Below are 17,632 nucleotides of genomic sequence, written 5' to 3' on the forward strand. Positions count from 1 at the left end.
GACTTTTGCTTCATCGCCTTTTGTAAAGCCAGATAGTGGATATATGTGTCTATCATAAGCCGCAGCTTGAGCCTTTCTATCAAGCCTTGCATACTTAGGAAATGTCATACCATGACCCATATCGTTACTAAGTATCTCGTTTATATCGTTAAATTTAAATCCCATCTCTCTTGCTATGTTTTCTCTTGAGAGATAGTTAGTAATTGGGAGGTTATTAGAAATTTGCATTTTACTATCCTTAGTTTCTTTAGCTCCATTAAATCTTAATCTAAGATATCGTCTTTTCTTTAAAAAATTTTATAAAAATACATTTTTTAAATTTATTAGAAGTAGTTAAAAGATATTAAAAAGCTTTGTAAAAATGTATAAATTTTAGACAATCATCACTGCAGCTACAGCAAAACCGCCGTCGTGAGTTATGCTAAGGCTTGCTTCTTTGATATTAAAATTTGTATAAATTTTTGGGCTAAATTTTATCTTTGGTGCATTTTTTGCGTCTTTGCTAAGCTCAATGTCCAAAAAGCCACACTCTTTGCTGATACCCACACCAAGAGCTTTGCTAGCTGCTTCTTTGGCCGCCCAAAACCCAGCCAAAGTCGCATCATTTTTTACCAGCGTGATCTCGTCATCACTAAGAAATTTTTTTAAAAAAAGCTCGCCATAACGAGCTTTAAGTCTAGAAATTCTATCTATTTTAACGATATCGATGCCTATCATTGCACCACAAAATCAGTAAAAAATATGTTTTTGATGTAGCCATCATTTAGCACTTCATTTAGCTTGCCGACGATCTCGTCTTTTAGCCTATCTTTACCTTTTGCGGTGCTTACTTCTTCGTAAGTTTTTGATGAAAGTGTTCTGATGATAATATCTCTTAAAAGTGCTTTTTTCTTATCAAGCTCAGGAGTTAGCAACTCATCGCTTTGCTCCATATCGATCTTTGTTTTAAGAAATCTTGAGCCATTTTCGCTAAGCAAATTTACAATAAACTGATCAAGCGGATATATCGGCCCCATATTTGAATAGTCGTTGCTACCATGCTTTGCCTTATTTTGAGCTGGCATGGACTGCGTTTGAGTCTGAGCTGGTGCTTGCATCATATTTGCCTCTTTTGGCTCGTCAGAACTAAGCATCAAAAACGCGACTAGCCCTCCAATAACTAGCAGCAAAACAAATATCGCAATGATAATTATCATTAATGCACCATTGCCACCTTTTTTTGCTTTTTTCTCTTCAACTTCTTCAGCCATCTTTCCTCCTTTAAGTTTTGGCTATAATTATACAAAAAATTCGCAAAAATGAGAAAAAATGATACATAAAACAAATGCTGCTAGAGCTTTAGACAAGCTAAAAATTAATTATGAAATTTTAGAGTATGAGGTCGATTTAAACGATCTTTCAGCCATTCACGTAGCAGCTAGCACCAAGCAAGATATAAAGCAAATTTATAAAACTATCGTTTGTGAGTGTGAGCCTAAAAATTTCGTTGTTGCTTGCTTGCAGGGCGATTTGGAGCTTGATCTAAAAGCACTTGCTCACGCGTGTGGCGCCAAACGCTGCGAACTTATAAATTTAAAAGACTTAGAAAAGATCACTGGCTACATCAGGGGCGGCTGTTCGCCGCTTGCTATGAAAAAACACTTTGCGACCTTCATCGACGAGCGAGCAAAAGAGCAAGAATACGTGTTAGTAAGTGCTGGAGTAAGAGGCAAACAAATAAAAATAGCACCAAATGATCTTTTAAAGGCTTGCGAGGCAAGTTTTGCCAATATCGCTAGGCTAGCTCTTTAAAAACTCTATAAATTTAAACTTCTCGCCTAAAAACTCGGGCGAGAGTAGAAATTTCGCCTGTTTGGCTGCATTTTCATAGGCTTGCTTGCTACCCTTTTCAAGCACCAAAGATAAAATTTCATCCACACCAAGATCGCAAACTAAAGCCTCGTTTTGTTTTTTAAATTTAAGCATCTTAAAGCCAGCCTCAAAAAAAGCCTCTTTTACTTGCTTAAAGCAAAGACTATATGTTAGATCCGAGCTTTTAAAATATGGCTCAAGATCTGAAATTTCAAATAAAGAAAATACTTGATGGTCTTTAAAAATCCTTAGGCTAAACTCATTTTTTGGCTCAAATTCGCCGTAGTCAAAGCTTAAAAATCTCACCTTTTTTGCTGCACTTGCAAGTTGGAGCGCAAATTTAGCGTAGCTAGTTGATATCTCGCCCTTTTTTATGCCAAATTTCTTTGCAAGGGCTAGCAAGTTTTGATCTGCTTTTTGCCAGTGAAATTTTAGATCATCATCCACAAAAAGCATATTTTGCCCATCTATCACCTCGCAACTAAATGCGTCAAATAGCTCATTTGAGATGACAAAAATTTCTTCAAATGAACACTCGTTTAAATTTTCATAATGCCTTATTTTGACATCATTGCCAAAGCGCTTTGTAAAAGTTTCAAGCTGCTTTTTTCTTAAATTTTCATGAGGCTCAATGATAATAAACTCTAAATTTTTTAAGATCTCTGGCTCGAGTGTAAAAATTACTTGAACAAAATCAGCTAGCATTTCACCTGAGTTTGCGCCGATCTCCACAACCTTACAAGAGCTAGAAATTTCGCCTTTTCTAAGCAGCTTTAAAAAGTAGTTTGCAAGGCAAGCACCAAAGAGATAGCCAACGCTTACATTTGTATAAAAATCGCCCTTTTTGCCGATATCTACGCCAAATTTATAGTAGTTTTCATTGACCCAGATATCAAAAAACTCGCTAAATTTCATAGATCAGGCAGCTTCCAGCCTCTATAAAATGCAAACATCCTAACTGTAATGCCAGCAGCTAGCAAGAGCATGGTAAAAAATATGTTGGTAAGGCCTAGATGATATAGGATAAAGTAAGCAAGCCCCACGCCAAGACTTATCGTGCCGTAAAGTCCTGTGCGTAAAAACCATGGAATTTCGTTTAGCAAAATATCTCTTAAGATACCGCCACCAACGCCGTTAAAAAAGGCGATCATCATCACACCAAAGATATTGTAGTTATACTCAATAGCAACCATCGCGCCAACGATCGAAAAACAAATAACATCGATCGCATCGGCAAAGATGAATACAAATTTTCGCTCCAAACCTTCTCTTTTTATGTGTAAATTTGCCACTCTTGAAACAATCAACATAAAAATAACAACGCTTACTGGCATGTAGTGTGTAAATGAATAAACTGCCCTACCAACAAGCATATCACGCATGATACCGCCACCAAGTGCGGTCAAAAATGCAGACAAAAAGACTCCAAGCCAGTCGCACTCCTTTTTTACTGCAAATAAAAACCCACTAAGTGCAGCTGATGCGATACCGACGTATTCGACAAAAAGTATCAAACTCATATTTTTCCCTTAAAAGGTCGCATTTTATAATGAACTCTCATAAAAAATCATTAATAATATTTTTACCATTAGTTTATTTTAGGCTATAATAACGAAAAATTTAAGGAAGGAATTTTAATGAAAAGACTATTAATCATATTTCTTGCTGGTTTATTTTTCACGCCATGCTTAAATGCTGATGTGATCCAAAATCAAAAGCTAAAAAATGCAATAAATATTTTAAACGCTTTTGGTACAAGAAATTTAAAGCCAAACACTAAATTTGAAGGCATAAAAGCGATCGCCATAATCCCTGATGTGACAAAAGCAGGCGCTATCGTTACTGGCTCAACAGGTAAAGGCGTATTTATCGCTAAAAACGATGATGGTGAATGGTCAAGTCCATTTTTTGTAAATTACACATCTGGCAGCATAGGCTTACAACTTGGTTACAGCTCAGCTGATATGATCATCTTATTTAAAAATTCAGAAGCTTATGCAAATTTATTTAATGCAAAAGATACGATCAGCCTAAAAGCAGAAGCAACTGGCGGCGTTGGTAATGAAGTAGCGATCACAAGTGATTTGCCTGAAATTTCAGCATTTGCTGAGGAGCGTGGCAAGACAAGTGGTGCTTTTGTAGGTGTTAGCTTAGATGTGGCAAGGCTAAAAATAAATAGACAAGACACAAATGATTACTATGAGCGAATGTATGATTTTGAGAATATCTACAACAATAGCCCAAAAGCTAGTAAATACACACTAAAATTTAAAGAAATAATCTCAAAATACTTCTTATAGCTCAAATTTCTTGGCTCATTAATTGGGTCAAGAGCTCTTTTTATTTTTACTTTTATGATTAATTTTATAGAAGTTATGGCTTAGCTTTTTGCTAAACCATAAATAGTGAAACAAAGCGTTTTTTAGGGATTGGAGAAAATTGAGTCATATACTCAAACGCTTCTTCGTAATCGCCATCTGTATATTGTGCAACTTGTTCGATAAGCTCGTAAAGCTCCTCATCGTCCATAGAATCAAAACTGCCTCTATTTTCTAAAACCTCTAACAAAACGGCGTCTAATTCAAGCTCGTCGTAAGTCATTTTATTCCTTAATTTTGATTTAAAAAATGCGACACTATACCAAAACAATCTTATAAAATACTTTACTTGAAATTCGTAAGAAATTTTATGCTTTTTTTATAAGTAAAGTTGTAAAATCCTTATATTCATTATCATTTTAGTTAGGTTTTTGTGGATAATTTTGAACTATTTTATAAGCATTTTAAAGAGTTTTTAGAAGCCTTTGGGCAGAAAAGCTCAGAGTTAAAAGAACAAATTTTGCATGTACTTTTCATTAGCAACTCTCATCTAAGTGCTCAAGAAATTTCTTCAGAAATTTACAAAATCCATAAGAATGAAATTTCAATGACATCAATTTACTCGTTTTTAAATTTTCTCGAAATGCATCATCTTGCAAACTGTTTTGAAGAAAATGGTGTAAAGAAATTTGAGTTAAATTTAAAATCCTCGCACGATCATTTGATATGTGAAATTTGTGAAAAGATAGTTGATTTTGAAGATGAGACGATAGAGCAAAGGCAAGAGCAAATTTGCAAAGAAAAAAATTTTAGCGAGCAGTCGCATACGATGATACTTTATGGCATTTGCAGTGATTGCCAAGAGAAAAATGGAAATTAAATTTTATCATTTCATTTTACTTTTTGATAATGAAAGACAAAAAAATTTCAGATTTATTTAAGCTGTGAAATAGATAATACGCAATTAAAAAAAGGATGAAAATGGATATAAAAACACAAACTTTAGCACAAGTTGCAAGCTATTTTTCAATGATAGCTCACACAAACGGCAGACTAAGAGTAAGAGTTAGCCCAAAGATAAAAGAGCTAAGTAGTAGCGTAAATTTAGCTAGCCTAGATGATGTGATAGCTCAGATAAATGGTATAAAAAATGTAAAATTTAACAAGCTAATCGGCTCTGTAACGATCGAATATGATCATGAAATTTTTCCAAAAAACCTTTGGGAAGATCTCTTAAAAGGGCAAAATTTAGAAGAGATTTCAACTAGAGTAAATGAAGTTGCAAAAGAAGTGAAATATGCTTAATGAACTTTTAAATGCATCATACACCAGCGAAAAGAACGCACTTAGTTTATATGAAAATTTAGCTTCATTTGGTGATGTTTTTAACGAGATCGCAAATATCAGAAAAAATGCAATCATCTTGATAGAAAAATTTGCGAGTGCTCATGGTTATGAGCTTGCCTGCGAAAATGAAGCTATATTTTTGCCGGCAAAAAATAAAGAAGATGCGCTGATACAAGCTTTAAACTATGAGTTAGAGCTAAATAAAATGTATGAAAAATTTTGTGAAAGCTTAGATGATGAAGAGCTAAAAGATCTATTTTTTAGACTTTGGGCTACTTCAAATAACGAATATGTCACCTCTTTAAAACAACGCTTAAAAGAAATTTATAGTGGCTGTGAAATAAAAAATGAGCTAAATTTAAACGAAATTTCACAAAATTTTGAGCAAAATGGCATAACAAATATTTTAGAAAACTATCAAAATGACTTTAATGAGATAACTAAAAGCTTGCAAAATATCGCAAGTGGCAAGGCTGATAAAAGCGAGTTAGCAAAGATAACTAATAATCCAAATTTCTCGTTTTTTAGCGGACTTGCACTTGGGGCATTAGGCATTTCAGTAGTTAGCAAAAATTTTAATAAGGATGAAGAAAATGAATAATTTACAAAATCAAACAAAGAAAGGATTTAAAATGGCATTACCATTTTTAGCAGGTTTAGCAGTAGGCGGTTTAGCAATAGCTGCTTGGAATAAAAGAGATAAGATCAAAGAGTACGCCCAAGATGGCTTTGATAAAGGCAAAGAGGCTGCAAAAGATCTTTACAAAAAAGGTAAAAGCGTTGCAAAAGATGCAAAAGACTTTATAGTAAAAGAAGAGAAAAAAGCAAAACGTGGTGCTAAAAAAATAGAAAAAGAGGCTGAAAAAGTGGTAAAGAAAACAAGAAAACCACGCGCTAAAAAGCCAGCTGCTCCAAAAGCTATCACACCAAACGATATAGCATAAGGATAGAGAATGCAAGGAAATAGTCTTTTTACGCTTTCAAGCACAAGGCTTCCATTTGATCACTTCATCAGCGGTGCTTTAGTCGCTGGCATGGGTGCAGCTGCACTTGGCTTTAGCGACTATCTAAATAATAGAGCGACTAAAAAAGATGTTGCTAAAAAGATAGCGAAATACGCTGTAACAGGTGGTTTTGTAGGTGCTGTTGGCATTCATGCTTCAAATTTAATAGCACAAAAAAAATATCTAAATGCGGCAGCTTTTACAGCAGCTGGTATCGGCGGTCTTTTGATAGCAGAAAAACTAATAAAATTGGAGAGTAAATAATGAATAACCCTTACATCAACGAAGAAAATGTAGCAAGTGAAACTGTAGCTAACAATGCAGCAGCTACTCAGCCAAGCGCAATCGATAATGCAATAAACAATGCAGCTCAAAATTTACCATTTGTACCTGAAAATTTTAATGCTGCTGGCTTTGTAAAAGGTCTAGTTTTAGGTGGTATCGCAGCTTATGTACTAACTAATCCAAAAGCACAAGAGTGCGTATTTAAAGCGATTATCAAAGGTGGCGAGCTTATAAATGCTGGCATAGAAGAACTAAAAGAGCGTTTTGAAGATGTCAAAGCAGAACTTGACTCACAAAAATAAGATCACTCTAGCTCACAAGAGTAAAAATAGAGCGAGGTTTATTTGCGAGAGCCTAAACGCTAGAAGCGACGTCAGTGCTATCGAGGCTGCGATCTCAGAGCGAACTGATGCACTAAGTGTTCGTGTAAATAAATACGCAAAAAGCATTATCGTTGAATACAATAAAAACTACGATAAAATTTTAAACTTTATAAAGAGCTATGAATTTCCAACAAAGGCAAAAGATCCAAATTTACCAAGCAAGGCAAATATCTATAAGGCTGCTGCTGCACTTGGTATAACGCCATTTATGAGTAACAAAACTCTAAAATCAGCCGTGACTCTTTATGCCACAGCGCCAAATTTAATAGAAGGTGCAAAAGAGCTAAGACATGAGGGCGTCACTTCAAAAGTGCTTGAGGCAACTGCCATTGGTACTAGCCTAGCAATGGGCGATCATTTAGCAGCAAATAGCACAAATTTGATGATAAATATCGGTGAATATATGGAAGAAAGTGCTAGCCACAGAAGTGATGATCTCATCAAAGAGCTAGCAAAACCAAATATCGAAGAAGTCTGGGTCGAGAGAAATTTAAATGGTGAAAAGACGCTTGAAAAAGTAAAAACTGAAAATTTAAAAAAAGGCGACATCGTAGTGGTCGGAGCTGGTGAGACGATAGGTGTTGATGGTTATATCGTTGAAGGTAACGCCGATGTAAATCAAGTCTCAATGACCGGAGAGGCTGAACCTATACCAAAAGCTAGAGGTGACCGTGTTATAAGTGGCACCGTGGTTGATGAAGGTAGGATAAAAATTTGGGCTGAAAATGTAGGTAGCGACACAGCGACAGCTAGGATCAAAGAGTACATACAAACTTCACTCAATGAAAAATCAGCTATTGGCGTAAAAGCATTAAAACTAGCTGATAAACTTGTGCCTGTTACTCTCTCGCTTGCTGGACTTTCATACATTATAAATAAAAATATGAATAGCGTTGCTAGCGTACTTCAAGCGGACTACTCTTGCGCATTAAAGCTTGCTACACCAGTTGCTTTTAAATCAAGCATCTCAAAAGCAGGCAGAAACGGCATTCTTGTAAAAGGCGCAAAGGCGATCGAGGCTTTAAGCTCAGTTGATACTTTTGTATTTGATAAGACCGGCACTCTGACACATGGACGCCTAAGTGTAGTTGAAATTTACTCATTTAAAGAGGGCTTTTCTCAAAATGATATATTAAATTTAACTGCAAGTGCCGAGGAGCACTACTTTCATCCAGTAGCTGAAGCAATAGTTGAAGCTGCAAATAAGCGTGGTTTCCACCATATTCATCACGATGAAGTTGAATTTATCGTAGCTCACGGCGTAAAAACTGCGATGCACGGCAAAGAGGTGGTTATAGGTAGTAGACACTTTTTAGAAGATGATGAGATGATAAGCTTTAAAGCTCATGAAGCTTTAATAAGTAAAGCATTAAATAGCGGTTTAACCTTACTCTACGTAGGATATGATAAAGAGCTAGTCGGCGTCATCGCTATGAAAGATGATATGAGAGAAAACGCAAAAGATATGGTTAAAAAGCTAAGAAGACTTGGCGTAAAAGAGGTCGTCATGCTAAGCGGCGACATCAAAAGCAAGGCTGAAGAGGTGGCACGCGAGCTAGGGCTTGATAGGGTCTATGCAGAGTGCTTACCAACAGATAAAGCAGCTATCATCGAAGAGCTAAAGAGCGAGGGCAAAAAAGTAGCCTTTGTGGGAGATGGTATAAATGATGCTCCAAGCCTAACTAAGGCAAATGTGGGTATAAGTATGCACAAGGGTGCTGATATAGCTAAAGCGACGGCTGATATAAGTCTTTTAAAAGACGACATCATGAGCGTAGCTCTTGTAAAAGAGCTAGCAAATAAAACAATGGATTTAATTAGCTCAAATTTCCGCTCAACCGTTGGCGTAAACACAGCTATACTAAGTGCAGCAACACTTGGTATGTTAAATCCAATAGCAACTGCCATGCTTCATAATGGCACAACGATTTGGCTTTTATTAAATTCAATGAAGGGCGTAAAATTCAAATCAAAATAAATTTGAAAGGGTAGATGGTGCTTGATAGTTTCTTAAATTTTTTAAACGGTAAAATGGACATAGCCAACGACTTTTTATATGGATATTTTTTAGTCATTATTCTTGTGGCTACGGGAATTTATTTTAGTTATTTGACTCGTTTTGTGCAGTTTAGGATGTTTTTTGAAGCTTGCAGAGTCTTAGTAGAAAAAAAGGACAAGTATAATAAGCACCATTTAACGCCATTTCAAGCACTTATGATCTCGACTGCTTCGCGCGTTGGTATAGGCAATATCGCTGGAATTTCAGCAGCTATCGTCGCGGGCGGTCCGGGAGCTCTTTTTTGGATGTGTCTGATGGCTTTTTTGGGATCAGCTTCAGCTTTTATAGAGAGTACGTTAGCGCAAATTTATAAGACAAAAGACGTTTTTGGATTTAAAGGCGGTCCAGCTTATTACATCAAAAATGGCCTTGGCATAAAGTGGCTAGCTTCACTTTTTGCGGTGATTCTCATCATCACCTACGCATACGGCTTTAACGGACTTCAAAGCTATACCATGACATCAGCCTTTGAAATTTACTACGACAAAGCTGGTAGCAATGTGACTTTTTCGCAAAGCGGCCTACCTGTTGGCATTGGTCTTATTCTTACGGCATTTGCAGCAGTAATGTTTTTTAGCAAAAGCCACATCATAGGTAAAGTAAGCTCATATATCGTGCCTTTCATGGCACTTGCCTACATATCACTAGCCTTTGTTGCTATTATCTTAAATTTCAAAGAAATTCCTGATGTTATCAAGATGATCTTGGAAAATGCTTTTGATTTTAAAGCGATATTTGGTGGATTTGCTGGTAGCGTGATCGTCATAGGTATCAAAAGAGGCCTTTTCTCAAACGAAGCTGGTATGGGTTCAGCTCCAAACGCAGCAGCCGCAGCACATACTAGCCACCCAGTAAAACAAGGCCTAGTTCAAGCAATGGCAGTCTTTATAGACATGACTATATGTATCGCTTCTGGTATGATCGTGCTATTTTCACAGGCCTATCTTACGAAGCAGACTGGCTCAAGTGGTGAGGTGCTAACAGCACTTCCTCTCGTTCAAGCCGCAATGAAAGAGTATTTTGGTGAATTTGGAGTTCATTTTACCACTCTTGCAGTCGTACTTTTTGCCATCACTTCGCTTATTGGCAACTACTACTACGCTCAGGCAAATATGAAATTTTTAACCAAAAACCACAAGCTTACGTTGCTATTTAAGATAACAGCTGTCGTTATGATATTTATTGGTGCTCAGATGAATTTAAAGCTCGCTTGGAATATCGCTGATATCACAATGGCTGCGATGGCAATTATTAACATCATCGCTATTTTCCTACTTTCAAAAGTAGTGATAATAGCGATCAAAGACTACGAAGCTCAAAGAGGTGCTGGACAAAATCCAGAATTTGACCCAGAAAGTCTTGGTATAAAAAATACAAGTTGCTGGAATAAAAACTAAATGGAGAAGAATTTGAAAAACGAAACAAAAATAAGTGGCAAACTACTTGATATAAACACTCATAGACAAGTATCAAAAGTCGGTATGGGCATCACTTTAGCCTCAGTTTGCTTAAGTGCCCTTTTTATGAAAAGAAATAAAAGCATTAAGAAATTTCACGTTGCTTCAGGCATTGCATTTACTTGTTTTGCTCTTTATCATGCTGGACTTTATGACAATGGAATCTTTAAAAAAATGATAATAAAAGCAAAAAATGAGGTAAAAAAGGCATAAAATGATACTCAGCGACGCAGAAATTCTAAGCTATATAAATGAAGATGTACCTTACTTTGATCTTACTACGTCGCTTCAAAATATCGATAAAAATGCCTCACTTGAAATTTATTCACGTGATGAAATTTGTGTTAGCTGCGTTGATGTGGCCGCAAGTGTTGCAAGGCTACTTGGGTGTGAGAGTGAAATTTTTGTGCAAAATTCTCAAATTTGCAAAGCTGGCGATGTAATCATAAAAATTTATGGCAGCTACGAAGATGTGCATAAAGCTTGGAAACTAGCTCAAGTCGCACTAGAATATGCTAGCGCCATCGCAACTTATACAAATAAAATGGTAAATGCCACAAAGTGCGTCAATGAAAAATGTGAAATTTTAGCAACTAGAAAGAGCTTTCCATTTGCTAAGAAATTTTGCGTAAAAGCAGTACTTGAAGGTGGCGGTAAAATGCATAGGCTTGGGCTTAGTGATAGCATTTTATTTTTTAAAAATCATATAAAAGCTTATGCAAATTTTGATGAATTTGTATCTCTTTTGCCAGAATTTAAAACCAAAATGGTTGAGAAAAAAATCTGCGTTGAAGCTGAAAATTTAGACGAAGCAAGCAAACTTATAAAAGCAAATTGCGACGTTGTGCAGTGTGATAAATTTAGCCCAGAGCTTATCAAAAACGTACTCTCTTTAAGAGATGAAATTTCTTCAAATACTATGATCATAGCAGCCGGTGGTATAAATTTAGCAAATGTAAAAGAATACGCAAAAGCCGATGCGATAGTAACGTCAGCGATGTATTCAAAAGGCGTTGCTGATATCAGCACCAGACTTGAGATTTTGTAAATTTTTACGACGACCGATACAGCAAAATATCTATCAAAGTTAAAAATTTACAGAAAATGCATTTTTGCTCTGGAATTTGGACGATACACAACAAAAAATTAGCATTTTTTTATTTCAAATTTATCTCATAACTACAAGCAAAAACATAAACCAAGAAAGTTAATTTTTCTAATTTGTTTTCTCTAAAAAATAATAACACTTATATTTCGCTTTACACCATGTGCATATAAAACTCAATTAAAATTTTAAAATTTATAAACAAGCACATCACACTTTTAAATTCAGTAACAAACGATAACGAGTGAGTAAGATTTATAATTTACCTAGAAATTTTCAAATTCCAGGCAAATTTAAGTCAAGCCTACCTTCTAACGACATGCAAGAACTGCATATGTTTGCGGTATTGCTCGATTACGTCGTTTATCAGCGTGGCCTCACTCCAACCAAGCACGTCGTAGTCTTGACCGCCCTCTTTTAGATATACCTCGGCTCTGTAGTAAAGATCGTCGCCCTCAAGCTCTCTAGTATAGTCCGGGCTCTGGCTTTTGGTGAGATATACGCCGTATCTAAAGTCCATCTCGTCGCCAAGCCCGACGTTTAAATTTACGAAATTTTCAGCCTTTGTTACATTTGCCTCAAGGCCGTTTTTGGCAAATTCCTCTTTTAGCTCGTTAAAGGCTTTTAGCACGACTTCGTTTAGAAATTTACTGCCGTCTTTTTTGCTAGGTAGAGTGATGATAGCGCTTAGTCGCTCTTGCCAAGGCTTAGAAAGATCGCTAAGAGGCATGTTGTTAAAGTTATTTGTCTCTTTTTTGGTCGCATCGACGCGCAAGGCTTTAAATAGCCCGTAAATGGCGCCAAGTAGCACGATAGCAAACGGCAATGCCGTAGTTATCGTAAGTGCTTGAAGCGAGCCAAGGCCGCCGGCTAGCATCAAAAATGCCGCCACGACGCCCACCGTAACGCCCCAAAAGACCTTTTGCCAAACCGGCGTATCATCCTTGCCGTTTGAGCAAAGCATGTTCATCACGATCGCCGCTGAGTCGGCCGAAGTGACGAAAAATATGACGATCATAAAGACCGCGATCGTGCTTAGCACGCCTGAAAAGCTAAATTTCTCCAAAAACATAAAAAGCGCCGAAGCCGAGTCGGAATTTACGGTCGTCGCAAGCTCGCTAAAGCCACTTTGCACAAGCGCGATCGCCGAGTTACCAAAAAAGCTCATCCAAGCAAAGGTAAAGCCGGTTGGCACGAAAAGCACGCCGATCACAAATTCTCTTATCGTCCTGCCCTTTGAAATTTTGGCGATAAATAGCCCCACAAACGGCGACCAAGATAGCCACCAAGCCCAGTATAGCAGTGTCCAACCGCCAAGCCAGCTCTCGTTTTGTCTCTCGTAGGCGTAGAGGTTAAATGTATTTGAGATGAGCGTCGAGACGTAGTCGCCGCTGTTTTGTACAAATGACTTTAAAAGCTGCGTCGTATCGCCCAAAAATAGTATCAAAAACATAAAACATATAGCTAGCGCAATATTTGCGTTTGACAAAATTTTTATCCCTTTATCTACGCCGCTTGCCGCTGAGATGGTCGCTGCAAAACAAAGCACTATTAAAAGCGTGATATGCATAGTCGGCAGGCCAAAAACGTGCGTAAGGCCCGCATTTACCTGAAGTACACCGTATCCTAGCGATGTCGCCACGCCAAATAGCGTCGCTACGACGGCAAATGTGTCGATGGCGTTGCCTATCTTGCAATAAATTTTATCTCCGATGATCGGATAAAACGCCGATCTAAGCGTGAGTGGCAAGCCGTGTCTATACGAGAAAAAGGCTAGAATTAGCGCCACGATAGCATAAACTGACCATGCGCTCATGCCCCAGTGAAAAAATGTGATATTCATCGCAAGCTTTTGCGCTGCGATAGTTTGAGCGTCGCCAACTGGTGGGTTTAGATAGTGCATGAGCGGCTCAGCCACACCAAAAAATACTAGACCTATGCCCATACCAGCGGCAAAAAGCATAGAAAACCACGAGATATTTTTGTGCTCTGGCTTTACGTGATCGGCTCCTAGTTTGATCTCGCCAAGCTTACTAAAGCCAAGGATGATGACGCTTAGCAATATGACGGCTACGGCTAGGATGTAAAACCAGCCAAATTTGGCCGCGATGTAGTTTTGCATACCTTTAAAAAACTCATTTGAGAAATTTGGAAATATCGCTGCAAATGCCGTTATTAAAAATATGACAACAAGCGATGGGATAAATACTGAATTATTAAATTTTGACCTTTGAAATTTAAACATTTTTCTCCTTTTTGTAATGTCAGCTTGCTTTCAAACTAACAAAAAAGAGTAAATAGGTCAAATTTTCTCTTTAAATTTTTTATGAAATTTTAAGCTTTAGCCACCAAAAATAGCTACTTTGAAATTTATCTCAAGTCGCTTTTATCTCTCTTTGGTTTTGCAAGAGTTATTAGCACTATGACGACAAAAGCGATGCCAAATGTGATATACAAAATGATCTTTGGCGAGTCATACTCTATCCTCGATCTTGCGACCTCTTCGCCGATTACCTCCACTAGCTCGCCGCGTTTTATCATCTCGCTGATATCTTTTGCGCTAAGCTCTTTAGACGCTCTTGTTAAAATTTCTATGACGCCAAGGTCCGCCACCTCATAAACGCTATGCTTTATGCCGTAAAATGGCTTTATCTTGCTAAAAAAATAGAGCTTATCGCCGTTTGCATAAACTGCGCCTTATTCGCCATCTTTTACCTGCCCTACTTCGCGCCAAGATGAGCTTGTGGCAAATTTATATAAAGAGACTGTTTGCGCCTCTAAGTGCCTGCCGTGCTTTGAACGCCGCCACTCTTCGCCTTGCTGCAAGAGATACGCTGAGCTCTCATCTACAAAAACGTCAGCATAGAGCCTTTTTAGCTCGCCTTTTAGCTGGTAGTCTGAAATTTTAGTTTGTTCGTTTTTACTGCCATCCCAAAAGTAAATTCCATCTTTGCTGGCAAAAAGAGGCCAAAACGAGTGCACGTTATCCACGCTATAAATGGCGCTATAAGGCATATTTTGAGCGCTAAATTTGAGCTCATTTGTAAACGCTGCCCCACTTTTTGGCTCAAAAAGATATTCTATATCATGCTTTGGGTCATAGCATATCCGGCACGTCTCATCTGAGTAGCTTGCATCAAGCCTATAAAAGCCTAAAAACAAGCTTTTGCCGTCTGTATAATATCCGCTAGCAGCGCCGCTTTCTGTCGTGATGTATCTTAACTCGTTAGGATCTGCGTCAAGCTTTTCGCCCTTGTAGTAAAGCGTGCCGCCATCTCTTGCAAAGCCAGCGTCAAATATAGGCTCTAAATTTATGCTTTCAACCCTTTTTGTCCTGTAAAAATAAGGGCTATCATCGTAGCTTTTTATAAAAACGTGAACAAGGTTTTTCATAATGGCGCTAAATTCGCTAAATCCCGCCTCTTTCTCGCTTCTAGTGGCGCAATAATAGCTTATCTTGCCATCACTTATATAGCCATTACCAAGCACTTTGGCACTTTTTGGATCAAGTCCTGGCAAAATTTCTCTAGTGCAATAGACATGATTTTTATCAGCCGCCACATTTGAGTAGTCGTATGCGTGTTTTAGCTTTAAGACCCTAAAACTAGCCTCATCAACGCCTTTTAGCTCATACTTGCCACTACCTGAAATTTGAACGTAAATTTTACCCTCAGGCGAGCGGTAAAACTCGCTATTATCAATGTTTGCAAAGCTTCTTTGATACTCGCCATCATGCCATAGATAAAGCATCGCCAAAACAAAAAATAGCGTCAAGATGACTAAAAAATAAACAAACCTAATAGTAATTTTTCTCATTATCTATAATCATCCACCCTTTTTTTAAGCTCGCTTTTTTGCTTTTTGTTTTTAAAAATAGCGCCAACTACCGAGACTATAAATGCGATGGCTAAAAATATCCAGTAAGCATATTTTTGCGAGTAATCATCAAAGTCGCTTATCGCATCGATCACCACCTCGCCCTCAGCTGGCACCATAGCGCCTTGATCTACCATTTTTACTATCTCATCTAGTTTTAAATTCTTAACATTTGGACCATAAGGACGAGTGAGGATTTCAACCACGCCAAGGTCGTTTATATCATAAACGCTGCTGTTAAAATGCCAGCCGTAGCCGACGTTATCAAAATAATATGTCTTATCGCCGTTTGCATAGACCGCTCCGTAGCCATCATTTCTTACAAGGCCTATCTTTCGCCACTGCTCTTTTGTATCGAGCCTTACGATACAAGTGTGGCGTGAGCTTAGACTGTGGTTATTTTTTGTGTTGTGCCAAATTTCATAGGTTTTTAAAAAATATGTCTTGCCATCACTTATCACCACGTCGCCATATAGCGGCGTTATCTCGCCTTTAAACGGATCATCGACGTCTCTTACAAACTCACCCTCATCTATGCTGTTATACCACTGCCACTTTCGCTCCCAGTGATAGATCCCGCCTTTACCACGAAAGAGCGCATGATAGGAGTGCTTATCTTCTAGGTTAAAAAGTGGCTCGTATGGGGCAAATTTGGGGTCAAATTCATGATCATTTGCATAGACCATGCCAGAATTTGGCTCATAAAGATAGTGAATGCGCCATATCTCGCCGATATCACGCATTTGCGGGCTAAATTTGATCCCTAGCTTTGTGCTGTCATAATAGACATTTTCTCCATCAGTCGTAAAATGCACGCTCTTTCTGCCAGATACCTGCTCGATGTAGCGCATCTTGCTGGCATTTGCGCCCTCTAGCTCTTTGCCCTCATGATCGTCACTTGCGTAGCCAAAGCCCAAGATCGCTGCTAAAATTGTGTTATCAACCTGCCTAAATTTATAGATATGAGTTTGCGCTTTTGGGGTTTTAAACATTTTATGTGAGAGGATGTCCCAAAACTCTTTAAGTGCGGATATTTCGAGGTTTGTCTCGCTTACGCTATCGCAAAAGTATGTTACATTGCCATCGCCAAAGTAGCCATTACCAAGCGCTCTAACGCCATTTGGATCAAGCCCACTCATCACGAGATTACCGCAATATACCGCCTTATCGCTAGCGCCAACGTTTCTGTTGTCGTATTTGCCAGTGTCAATGTATCTAAATTTACTGGCCCTCACGCCTATTAGCTCAAATTTACCGCCACTTGGCACCATGGCATAGACCTTGTCATCTTTGACGTAAAAAAAGCTATTATTTAGCTCTTTACTATCGCCAATGTCGTCATCTAAAATAGTAGCTAGCCCAAAGATAAAAAAGTAGGTAGCAAAAAATATCACAACAATAGCGATCACTACAGAGATTAGCGGATGTTTTTTTAGCATTTTAGCCCCATTTCAAACAAATTTAGCGACCTCATCAAGCCGCAAACCTTTCATACATTTAAATTTCAAAGTTCTATCCAAATATAAAATATCTAAATATCAAAAGCCTAAGATATGCAGATTTACCCATCCAAATCAAAAAGCAAATAGCCGCTAACAAAATGATAAGCCTATAAATGCTAAATTCCAACGTAATCCCATAATAAATAACCCACAAAGAAATAAAACAAAGATACAAAGCAACAAGCAAAAAGAATAAATTTTCTATCCTTGCAAAAAGTCCTGACTCTTCGCTGCTTTTTGCGATTAGCCTAATAGTCTCTATCTTATTTAAAAATCCAACCTTTTTATATTTTATCTCGACCAGATCGCCCACTTCATATTTATATATTTTAGGTGAAAATGTCTCACTAAACCTCATTTTATCAACGATAATGCTAAAGCTTACAACAGAATTTTGCCTAACAACTCTCGTATTTAGCGCGCTTATCCTACCGATCTTTTTCAA

Annotated in this window: 23 protein-coding genes; 12 read left to right on the forward strand and 11 right to left on the reverse strand. The window is 37.7% G+C overall.

Annotation, left to right across the window (positions count from 1 at the left end; translation table 11 throughout):
* From B9N62_RS09405 to fliL, 3 genes are all read right to left on the reverse strand, one after another.
* Positions 1-228: hypothetical protein (locus B9N62_RS09405; RefSeq protein ID WP_180382188.1), on the reverse strand; the 228-nt coding region annotated here is incomplete at its 3' end.
* Between the two features lie 144 nt (positions 229-372).
* Positions 373-717, reverse strand: coding sequence for a holo-ACP synthase (gene acpS, locus B9N62_RS09410; protein ID WP_087585272.1), 345 nt, complete (start codon positions 715-717; stop codon positions 373-375).
* Positions 714-1,250 carry a flagellar basal body-associated protein FliL gene (fliL, locus tag B9N62_RS09415; protein ID WP_084042196.1) on the reverse strand — a complete coding sequence of 179 codons (537 nt, stop codon included), beginning with the start codon at positions 1,248-1,250 and terminating at the stop codon, positions 714-716. Before fliL ends, acpS begins: the two co-directional genes overlap by 4 nt.
* A gap of 58 nt (positions 1,251-1,308) precedes the next feature.
* Here fliL and ybaK point away from each other — a divergent pair, with 58 nt between their 5' ends.
* Positions 1,309-1,791, forward strand: a complete 483-nt coding sequence (gene ybaK, locus B9N62_RS09420) for a Cys-tRNA(Pro) deacylase (protein WP_084110087.1) — start codon at positions 1,309-1,311, stop codon at positions 1,789-1,791.
* On the opposite strand, the gene B9N62_RS09425 is transcribed toward ybaK, so the two are convergent.
* Together B9N62_RS09425 and B9N62_RS09430 are read right to left on the reverse strand one after the other, a co-directional pair.
* Positions 1,780-2,766 carry an SAM-dependent methyltransferase gene (locus B9N62_RS09425; protein WP_087585273.1) on the reverse strand — a complete coding sequence of 329 codons (987 nt, stop codon included), beginning with the start codon at positions 2,764-2,766 and terminating at the stop codon, positions 1,780-1,782. The genes ybaK and B9N62_RS09425 overlap by 12 nt on opposite strands.
* Positions 2,763-3,371: a trimeric intracellular cation channel family protein gene (locus B9N62_RS09430; protein ID WP_072594355.1), complete on the reverse strand. Its 609-nt coding sequence runs from the start codon at positions 3,369-3,371 to the stop codon at positions 2,763-2,765. Before B9N62_RS09430 ends, B9N62_RS09425 begins: the two co-directional genes overlap by 4 nt.
* A gap of 117 nt (positions 3,372-3,488) precedes the next feature.
* Here B9N62_RS09430 and B9N62_RS09435 point away from each other — a divergent pair, with 117 nt between their 5' ends.
* Positions 3,489-4,151: a lipid-binding SYLF domain-containing protein gene (locus tag B9N62_RS09435; RefSeq protein ID WP_087585274.1), complete on the forward strand. Its 663-nt coding sequence runs from the start codon at positions 3,489-3,491 to the stop codon at positions 4,149-4,151.
* 91 nt (positions 4,152-4,242) lie between these two features.
* Here B9N62_RS09435 and B9N62_RS09440 read toward each other — a convergent pair whose 3' ends face one another.
* Entirely contained in the window at positions 4,243-4,452 is a 210-nt protein-coding gene (locus B9N62_RS09440; RefSeq protein WP_002942234.1) for a hypothetical protein, read from the reverse strand.
* Positions 4,453-4,602: 150 nt separating this feature from the next.
* Here B9N62_RS09440 and B9N62_RS09445 point away from each other — a divergent pair, with 150 nt between their 5' ends.
* The 10 genes from B9N62_RS09445 (at position 4,603) to modD (ending at position 11,752) form a co-directional block, all read left to right on the forward strand.
* On the forward strand, positions 4,603-5,049 hold the full coding sequence (locus B9N62_RS09445) for a Fur family transcriptional regulator (RefSeq protein ID WP_087585275.1): 447 nt from the start codon (positions 4,603-4,605) through the stop codon (positions 5,047-5,049).
* A 101-nt stretch (positions 5,050-5,150) separates the two neighbouring features.
* Positions 5,151-5,474: an HMA2 domain-containing protein gene (locus B9N62_RS09450; RefSeq protein ID WP_021091233.1), complete on the forward strand. Its 324-nt coding sequence runs from the start codon at positions 5,151-5,153 to the stop codon at positions 5,472-5,474.
* Positions 5,467-6,117, forward strand: a complete 651-nt coding sequence (locus B9N62_RS09455) for a ferritin-like domain-containing protein (protein WP_087585276.1) — start codon at positions 5,467-5,469, stop codon at positions 6,115-6,117. The genes B9N62_RS09450 and B9N62_RS09455 overlap by 8 nt, the downstream gene beginning before the upstream one ends.
* Positions 6,110-6,460: a hypothetical protein gene (locus B9N62_RS09460; RefSeq protein WP_081370899.1), complete on the forward strand. Its 351-nt coding sequence runs from the start codon at positions 6,110-6,112 to the stop codon at positions 6,458-6,460. The genes B9N62_RS09455 and B9N62_RS09460 overlap by 8 nt, the downstream gene beginning before the upstream one ends.
* Before the next feature lie 9 nt (positions 6,461-6,469).
* Positions 6,470-6,784: a hypothetical protein gene (locus B9N62_RS09465; RefSeq protein WP_072594358.1), complete on the forward strand. Its 315-nt coding sequence runs from the start codon at positions 6,470-6,472 to the stop codon at positions 6,782-6,784.
* Positions 6,784-7,107 carry an oxidoreductase gene (locus B9N62_RS09470; protein ID WP_087585277.1) on the forward strand — a complete coding sequence of 108 codons (324 nt, stop codon included), beginning with the start codon at positions 6,784-6,786 and terminating at the stop codon, positions 7,105-7,107. The genes B9N62_RS09465 and B9N62_RS09470 overlap by 1 nt, the downstream gene beginning before the upstream one ends.
* Positions 7,091-9,166 carry a heavy metal translocating P-type ATPase gene (locus B9N62_RS09475; protein WP_087585278.1) on the forward strand — a complete coding sequence of 692 codons (2,076 nt, stop codon included), beginning with the start codon at positions 7,091-7,093 and terminating at the stop codon, positions 9,164-9,166. Before B9N62_RS09470 ends, B9N62_RS09475 begins: the two co-directional genes overlap by 17 nt.
* Positions 9,167-9,180: 14 nt before the next feature.
* Positions 9,181-10,644 (forward strand): alanine/glycine:cation symporter family protein, encoded by a 1,464-nt coding sequence (locus B9N62_RS09480; RefSeq protein WP_257640242.1) that lies wholly within the window; start codon positions 9,181-9,183, stop codon positions 10,642-10,644.
* Positions 10,645-10,656: 12 nt separating this feature from the next.
* Positions 10,657-10,917, forward strand: a complete 261-nt coding sequence (locus B9N62_RS09485; RefSeq protein ID WP_087585279.1) for a helicase — start codon at positions 10,657-10,659, stop codon at positions 10,915-10,917.
* A gap of 1 nt (position 10,918) precedes the next feature.
* Entirely contained in the window at positions 10,919-11,752 is an 834-nt protein-coding gene (modD, locus tag B9N62_RS09490; RefSeq protein ID WP_087585280.1) for a ModD protein, read from the forward strand.
* 361 nt (positions 11,753-12,113) lie between these two features.
* On the opposite strand, the gene B9N62_RS09495 is transcribed toward modD, so the two are convergent.
* From B9N62_RS09495 to B9N62_RS09510, 5 genes are all read right to left on the reverse strand, one after another.
* Entirely contained in the window at positions 12,114-14,054 is a 1,941-nt protein-coding gene (locus B9N62_RS09495) for a BCCT family transporter (RefSeq protein WP_087585281.1), read from the reverse strand.
* A gap of 125 nt (positions 14,055-14,179) precedes the next feature.
* A complete protein-coding gene (locus tag B9N62_RS10880) occupies positions 14,180-14,422 on the reverse strand; it encodes a hypothetical protein (RefSeq protein ID WP_257640243.1) in 243 nt (80 codons plus the stop codon).
* 84 nt (positions 14,423-14,506) lie between these two features.
* The gene (locus B9N62_RS09500; RefSeq protein WP_257640244.1) at positions 14,507-15,625 is read right to left on the reverse strand and encodes a DKNYY domain-containing protein; all 1,119 of its coding nucleotides are present in this window, start codon (positions 15,623-15,625) and stop codon (positions 14,507-14,509) included.
* A complete protein-coding gene (locus B9N62_RS09505; RefSeq protein ID WP_087585282.1) occupies positions 15,625-17,124 on the reverse strand; it encodes a DKNYY domain-containing protein in 1,500 nt (499 codons plus the stop codon). Before B9N62_RS09505 ends, B9N62_RS09500 begins: the two co-directional genes overlap by 1 nt.
* 73 nt (positions 17,125-17,197) lie before the next feature.
* The gene (locus tag B9N62_RS09510; protein ID WP_087585283.1) at positions 17,198-17,632 is read right to left on the reverse strand and encodes a hypothetical protein; all 435 of its coding nucleotides are present in this window, start codon (positions 17,630-17,632) and stop codon (positions 17,198-17,200) included.

Source organism: Campylobacter concisus (genome assembly GCF_002165785.1).
In the GTDB taxonomy this organism is placed as follows: domain Bacteria; phylum Campylobacterota; class Campylobacteria; order Campylobacterales; family Campylobacteraceae; genus Campylobacter_A; species Campylobacter_A concisus_W.